General features: G+C 43.0%; 3 protein-coding genes. 1 reads left to right on the top strand and 2 read right to left on the bottom strand.

Annotation, left to right across the window (positions count from 1 at the left end; translation table 11 throughout):
* The first annotated feature begins 244 nt into the window (after window positions 1-244).
* A complete protein-coding gene (locus PseudUWO310_RS22360; protein WP_143190569.1) occupies window positions 245-1,975 on the top strand; it encodes a DUF1565 domain-containing protein in 1,731 nt (576 codons plus the stop codon).
* A gap of 77 nt (window positions 1,976-2,052) precedes the next feature.
* Here PseudUWO310_RS22360 and PseudUWO310_RS22355 read toward each other — a convergent pair whose 3' ends face one another.
* Entirely contained in the window at window positions 2,053-5,535 is a 3,483-nt protein-coding gene (locus PseudUWO310_RS22355; RefSeq protein ID WP_143190568.1) for an AAA-like domain-containing protein, read from the bottom strand.
* Between the two features lie 9 nt (window positions 5,536-5,544).
* Window positions 5,545-7,482 carry an AAA-like domain-containing protein gene (locus PseudUWO310_RS22350; protein ID WP_143190567.1) on the bottom strand — a complete coding sequence of 646 codons (1,938 nt, stop codon included), beginning with the start codon at window positions 7,480-7,482 and terminating at the stop codon, window positions 5,545-5,547.
* Window positions 7,483-7,878: the final 396 nt, after the last annotated feature.

Below are 7,878 nucleotides of genomic sequence, written 5' to 3'. Positions count from 1 at the left end.
GGCATGGATAAGATCTTTTGTTGAGGAACTTGAGTATCTCATCTCTTGCCCCTTTTATCCCTCTTGTCTCATTCTGAGACTCTATGCCTAGCAACCTTTTCCAGACTTTTCTGCACCACTAAGGATATGGACTTTAAATTTAATCTAGATTTAATATTTTATTGAATATTTTATTTAATATTTTGAGTAGCCTTGCCCCATATCCCGTTCCATAAATTCAGCATTTAAGGGAAGCAATCCGCACATGAAAATAATTATCCATAGGACATTTAAAGCCCTTATCTTGCAACATCTCACCGATTTAATACCAATTGCGATTCTGTCTCCTTGCCTAATAATCGCATTGCCTCTTGCCGCACAAACGCCATCGTCTCAAACTTCAAAGGCTGCCAATCAAAATACTAACCCAAATACTAACCCAAATATTATCTATGTAAATCCACTGACGGGACTTGATCGCCCCGATCGCGGCAGCAATACATCACCATTTAAGACTATTACCTATGCCCTCAGTCGCGCCCAGTCTGAACAGATCATACAACTAACTAATGGAACCTATAGTAGTACCACAGGTGAGCAGTTTCCCATTCGCCTGCCTTCAGCTTTAACTTTGCGAGGGGATGAAACCATTAAGGGGAAAGGGATTACAATTTTAGGGGGAGGAACGCTTTTAACGGGATCGGGGTTTCCGCAAAATGTGGCGATCGCTCTAGGCGATCGCTCAGAACTACGGGGCGTAACCGTAACTAACCCCAATTCTAGAGGTTATGGACTCTGGATTGAAAATGCCAGTCCCACGGTTTCCAATAGTACTTTTCTTGGTAATCAGCAAGATGGAGCGCTAATTACGGGAAAATCGGCGGCGATCGTCTCCTTTAATCAATTCTTTCGGAATGGAACCAGTGGCTTAGCGATCGAGGGGGAAGCAAGCCCTGATATTCGTAGCAATCTCTTTCAACAAACTACATTCGGGATGAGTATCCGTCAAGAGGCAACTCCCCAAATCACCGAAAATACTTTCACACAAAATCAAAATGGCATATTAATTCAAGCCAATGCCAAACCAGTTTTGCGAGGCAATGCGATCATCAATAATCGCAACTATGGCTTAACAATTTCCGATCTAGCCAAGCCCGATTTGGGCAAGGCTAACGATGATGGCAATAATACTTTGCAGGGAAATGGTACACTCGATCTCCAAAATGTCAGCCGTAATGCGGTTGTCGTCATTGGCAATCAATTAGACATTAAAAGAGTGAAAGGGAATTTACAACTATTAAATGTGCGTCCGCCATCTAATTTGTTTGTGAATAATTTTGTGAATAGTTCTGTAGCAAATGCTGCAAGCGCAAACCCAAGCACCATTCCCAGCAATCCTAAAAGCGATCGCTTTGCCAACCTCAAACTAGAACAAGAGATTTCCGCCAGTCAGCCCATGAACCTTGCATCTCATCTGGATAGTCCGCCAGCATTGGTTAGACCGACCGCTTCCAATCCGAATAATAGCTTTAATTTTGCCAATACTCAAGGAAATCAAGCCAATCAAGCCAATCAAGCCAATCAAGCTAATAATCCTTTTTGGTACGAGCCCGTAACTTCCGTTATCATCAGGATCGCCCCTAGGGGATTGGATTCCCCCATACCAACGAACACCGAAATTACTTCGAGTTTGCGTCCTGTCCGCTCTTTTCCTCCCAGTGGGGAACCTGTAAATCAACCCATCCAAATTGCACCCCTCGCGAACACAAGTCTCACCCCCCAAACACCACCACGCTATCGAGTAGTTGTTCCTGTCTCTTCCGCCAATGCGGTTGCGCAAGTGCGCCAGATTGTCCCTAATTCCTTTGCCTCTCGTCTTAACGGTTATCTAGTAGTCCAGATCGGAGCCTATAGCGATCGCCGCATTGCGGAGGTACAAGTTTCACGCCTCGCCCAACAGGGATTATCCGCAAGAATTGAAACTATTAATCCATAGAAACATTTCATACAGCGCTTTGCGCTCAAGATAAGTGGCGGCGCTCCGCGCCACCACTTATCTTTGGTATTACTTGGCTATCTTTCACATTGCGAGCTTAAATTAGGAGGCTCATGGGTTTCCAAATAGTCTTTAATCCAGTTGTTGCCTAGCTCCATCAGATGGGGTAATGAGAAATCCCAAAGAATCGCTCGACCATTGGTACTAGCTGACAAGAGGGTGTCGCCGCTAGGACTAAAGCAAACGCTCTTTACTGGTGCATGATGCCCTTGCAGCGTTAGCAGCTCTTTGCCATCCAGACTCCAGATCCTGACTGTGCGATCGTTACCGCCCGAAGCTAGAGCATTCCCATCGGGACTGAAGCAAACACTCCTTACTTCAGCACTATGCTCGTTTAAGGTTCTCAATAATTTACCATCAAGTCTCCATAATTTAATACTGCCATCCTTACTACCACTAGCCACGATTTGGCTGTCAGGGCTAAAGCAAACACTATAGACTTCGCCCGTATGTCCGCTCAAAGTATTTAATAGGGTTCCATCCCAATGCCAGAGTTTAACGGTTTTATCTTGGCTTGCCGTTGCCAACATATTCCCATCAGCGCTGAAACAAACTTGATATACAGCATTGGCATGTCCGATTAAAGTATGCACCCATTCCCCTTCTTTATTCCATAACTTAACCGTGCAGTCAGCACTAGCAGAGGCAAAGATCTCGCCATCACCGCGATAGGCGATACTATAAATTGATGATTCATGTTCGTTATAGATACTTTTTAGTAAGTTTCCTTTCCCATTCCAAATTTTGATTGCGCGATCGCTTCCGACGGATAGTAAAAAACGATTGTCTGGGCTAAAACAAACACTATTAACGCTCTCTTTATGTCCTTCTAAAGAGGCAATCAGTTTGGCATGGGCAAACCAAATCTTGATCGTACCATCGCTACTAGCTGTAGTAATAAAGCGACCATCACTACTAAAAGCTACGCAATTGATTTCGTCCGTATGTCCATCCATATATGACAGAGAGTTACCATGCAATCGCCACAGCTTGAGGGTCGTATCTTGGCTACCCGTAAGCATCGTACTGCCATTGGAGTTGAAGGTAATACTATGGACTCCGCCTTTATGCCCTTGGAGAGTTTTGAGCAATTCCCCTTTGAAGTCCCAAATTTTAATCGTGCGATCGCTACTGACTGAGGCTAGAGATTGACCATTGGGATGAAAATGCACTCCCAAAACCTTATCGGTATGTCCCTCTAGAAATGCGATTAAATTCCCTTCCATATTCCACAGTTTAACGTCACGTCCGCGACTTGCCGAAGCAATGACACGTCCCGATGGCGATATATCGATATCTTCAATAAAGCTATCGTGGGCTTTAAAGGTTTTAATCGGAGTGCCGTTAATATTCCAAATAATTATCGTCCGATCGGCGCTCCCACTAACGATCCGTTCGCCATCTGGACTAAAGCAAAGACAGGTTACCCATTTGTGGTGACCGACAAAGGTGTTAAAGGGAGTACCATCATCGCGCCAAAGTCGAATTTTGGTATCTTCACCGCAGGAGGCGAAAATGGAATCCGTGGGACTAAATTTCACCGCTAAAACTGGTGCTTGATGATCTTTAAGCACTTGGATCGGCTGATCTATAAACATCTTCGTCAAGCGACTCATCTTCCACAGCCTAATGGTTCCATCACGACTGGCGGAAACTAGATGTTGCCCAGTACGGCTAAAGCTGAGACTGGTAATCCAGTTTGTATGCCCCATGAGAGTTTGCAGTAAGTTCCCCTTTTGATCCCATATTTTGATCGTGCGATCGCTACTTCCCGATGCGATTAGATTGTCATTGGGTTGGATCGCAATGCAGGTGACCGTATCGAGATGTCCTGCAAAATGATTGTATTCACATACATTGTAAACTGCTTGATGGAGAGCCGTTAGTCCATGCATTCGCAAACTTGCTTTTTCTCCTGTAGAAGTTTCTAAAGCTTGCAATTGTTTGCCAGCCTCCATCGACTCCAACAGCGCCTCAAATTGCTGATTGAGAATAAATGTTGCTTTGGCAGAGGCGCTTTTGAGTACAACTTCTGCTTCCATCAGACTAGCCTGTAGTCTTTGTTGCATTTCCACTAAACGGAGCTTCGCATCCTGTTCTGCTTTTAAGGTTTGTTCTAGTCTTCGCTTTGCAGCGGAGAGAATCTGATTAGCCTCAGCTTGAGCAAGGAGAGCCGTTTCCACTTCTCTTTTTTCGAGTTCTTGGCTAGCCGAAAAGAATTGGTAATCATAGTTACTCAGATTCTTATCCGCCGACCAGATCAGGGCATCCTGCAAAGCTTGCCCCCGTAACAAGCGCGATTCATCTTGGTAATTAGAATCCATCCAAGCCTTAAAGGCTTCTCCGTAGGGACGTAAATTTGCTAAGGCTTGATTTACCCAATGTTGATTGAAAATCGCGGCATAAACGGGGTTATAAACCCGCAGTTTCCCCTCTCGTTTGACTACTAATCCCGTAATCCTTAATTCGGTTTGTTCGGGACTATCATCGGCAACGATGCCGCATTCAAGTTTGTGTAATGACGGTTCTGAACTTAAAATTTGTTGATATAAACCCAGTAATTTACCCTGACGATTTTCACTACTCCAAAGAATGCGATCGCGAATGGTCTTAAAATGTTCGGGCTGGTCTTGTATTTCCCAATTTTCGACGAGGCGTGATCGCACCAGATTGTTAACCCAAACGAGTTCGTGATTTAAGGGAACAGAATCCTTAGAGAGCAAGATTAACTGACAAAGTTTTTGAGTGAGAAAGGGTTGCCCTCCCGTATAGGCGAGTATGGCTTTGATGACCGCAACGGGATTTTGTGATTTCGATAATAATCCTCGCATTAAAGGAGTCGCTTCCTTGAGCTGAAATCCTCTTAACTCGATCGCCCGTCCGATATTAAAAGGAGTCCGTTGTTTATCGCGAATCAGATCGGCAGGCGTAGCAACGCCAAAAAGGGCAAAGGTTAAGCGATTGTAGGCAATGCGATCGGCCCGACGATTAAATAATTCCCGAATGAGCGCAAAGAAATCATCAACCCGAAAATTCAAACTGAGGATACTATCAATTTCATCCACAAAAAGAATTACAGGTGAAGAAATTTTTTTGAGCAAACCTTCATCTAGAAACTTGCCAAAGCGCTGGACTGGCGAAAGTAAATGATTTTGCTCCCACCATTCTTCTAAATTAAAGGAATCGTATAAATTTAAACTACTGATAATGCTATCAATTAATCCCGCATACCACTGTTCTGGAGTAATGTCGGATGTACCAATCGCCGTAATATCGATCGCTGCACAGGTGAAATTTTCCTCCTGCAAACGCTTCATCGTCCGAACTCTCAGGCTCGATTTACCCATTTGCCGAGAGTTGAGAACGTAGCAGAATTCTCCTGCCTTCAAACTTTCATACAGATCGTTATCTGCCTGCCGCGCTACGTAGGTTGGGGCATCAATAGATAAACTACCCCCAACTTGGTATAGATAATTCGTCGTTGCTTTTGTCGCGAGCATTATTCTTCCCTATTGCCGAAAAACTTCTCGAAAATATTGGTAATAAAGATCGCACATGGGAATTACTTGATTGCCAACAAACTTCACTAAGCCAATACTTCTCAATTTAAAAGCCACTTGGCTATCTAACTGAAGAGGAACTGCGATCGAGACTAAATCTTTGTAAGCTTGCAGTAGTTCGGGATCTTCCCTTAAGTTACCGAATTGACGACGAAGGTGATCGCCATAAATCCCCTCTTCCGTCGCGGCTACTTTTAACAAGCTTTCCCAGTCGATCCGTCCCCGACTAATTTGATAGAGAGCTTGTCTTACGAGGTAGGGATGTCCACCTGTAAGGTGCATTAATTGCTCGATCTGAACGGATTGCCAAGAGAGTTGATGGCGCTGGACGAGCTCGGCAATCTGAGCCAATGTCAACTCAGGTAACTCGATTGGTAAACCCACATTAAACGGTGACTGATTAATATTGAGAGGGATATAAACATCTTTAGAGTGAACGATCACCAATCGCAGTTTTTTCCAAATCTCCTCATTTTTTGCCTTCTCATGCCAAGCTCTCAAAAGCCCAAAAAAGTCAGTCGCAATTTTAGGATATTGAAAAACTAAATCTACTTCGTCTAAGCCTAGAACTAAGGGAGGCTCCTTCGCAGTTAATAAATAGCGCTGAAAATACTTCGTACATTTGTTTTTACTTCCTAAAACCCCCTGCCATTGTTGATCCAAATTATCCTCTAGATCGAGTTCGGCAGCGATGCTCGCACAAAACCATTGCAGAAATAGGTCTAGATCGCTAAACACATCGCTATCGGCTTGTTGAAAATATAGGTGTGCGACTTGATATCCCTTATATTTAGCAAAGGCAAGCGTCCGCGAGAGGAGAGATGACTTACCCATTTGGCGTGGTGCTTTAATGCGAATGAGCGAACCAGCCCTTAGCATTGTTTCACAACAGTCCTTCTCTATGGGTGGACGTTGAATATAGAATGGAGAACCTACTTCTATTTGTCCCTCAGGCTCTTCCAACTGAAATGGTAATGGTGAAGCAGGTGTCTTAGGGGTAGAAGTCGCTGTGAGTGTCGTCGCGGTATTGGTAATATTGAGTAATTTTTCTAAGGCTTGCAGTACTTCTCCAGCATCCCGATAACGTTGGCGATAATCGTAGCGCATCATTTTGTCAATAATTGCTGCTAATCCTCGGTTAATTTGCAGATTCGCCTTAGCGACTGCTTTCGCACAATTGTACTCATTGGTCTGTTCTTCTTTGGGAAGCTCTTTGAATGCAAGCCCAGTAAAAGCCTGCAAACACATGATGCCCAAAGCATAAATATCGCTACAAAATTTAGGCTGACCAGCTAATTGCTCGTTGGGCATATATACCAACGAACCAACTACCACCGTTCTTGTCTCTTTATTTGCTTCCTTTAAAAAATCCATAGAGTCTTTGGATAAGGCTTTGACCGCACCAAAGTCAATTAAGACAATTTTGCGATCGCGCTTGCGGCGAATTAAATTGGCGGGCTTAATATCGCGATGAATCACCTGTGAACTATGGACAAAAGCCAAGACTTGCAAAATATCCCATAAAGAGGAAACTAATTCCTTTTGACTCCACCTGCGACCACCACTAATCTCCCGATCTAATGTTTGTCCTTCAATAAACTCCTGTACTAGATAAAATTCACCATTTTGCTCGAAATGTGCAAATAATCGAGGAATCTGATCGTGACTGCCTAAATCATTTAAAGTTTTGGCTTCATTTTCAAATAATCGTTTAGCGATCGCTATTTCTTGAGGATTATGTAATTGAACCTTGAGTTGTTTAACTACGCAGGCAGGCTTGTTAGGTAACTGTAAATCTCTTGCTAAATAGGTACAGCCAAAACCACCGCCACCAAGTGGCTTTATAATTTGATATCTGCCTGCAAGGACTGCTTCAGCATTGGTCATGGTGTTCTAAATAGATTACAGTTTTAAGTAACATCTTTTTTATAATACAGTGACAATTAATGCTCAGGAAATTCTTTAGGTATTTAACCTATAGGTTATTTTTTGTCGCTTTATCACAAAGTTTATATCTTTATATTTGAGTTATGATATTTGAGTTATGAAGGGTCAAAGCTTGTCTTGTTTTCTGCGCTTATATCACAGGCTTCAGAGCTTTATATTTAATTGCACCTAGCCAGTTAAACATAATTTCTTTATCTCCATTCATCCTTTCTATAGCAATCCAAAATCTACAAATGATTTTAGGGTTTATGAAAGTACATCTCTTAACCATACAATTCCATAAACATTTAGAATCGATCATTCAGAATTGATATATCAGAAGAATAAGTATTAAAG

The organism is Pseudanabaena sp. UWO310, assembly GCF_006861605.1.
Lineage (GTDB): Bacteria > Cyanobacteriota > Cyanobacteriia > Pseudanabaenales > Pseudanabaenaceae > Pseudanabaena.
This window is presented reverse-complemented; position numbering and strand designations above follow the sequence as displayed.

Coding starts and splice junctions, on each gene's coding strand:
- PseudUWO310_RS22350 (WP_143190567.1), bottom strand. CDS start 7,482: ATGACCAATGCTGAAGCAGTCCTTGCAGGCAGATATCAAATTATAAAG.
- PseudUWO310_RS22355 (WP_143190568.1), bottom strand. CDS start 5,535: ATGCTCGCGACAAAAGCAACGACGAATTATCTATACCAAGTTGGGGGT.
- PseudUWO310_RS22360 (WP_143190569.1), top strand. CDS start 245: ATGAAAATAATTATCCATAGGACATTTAAAGCCCTTATCTTGCAACAT.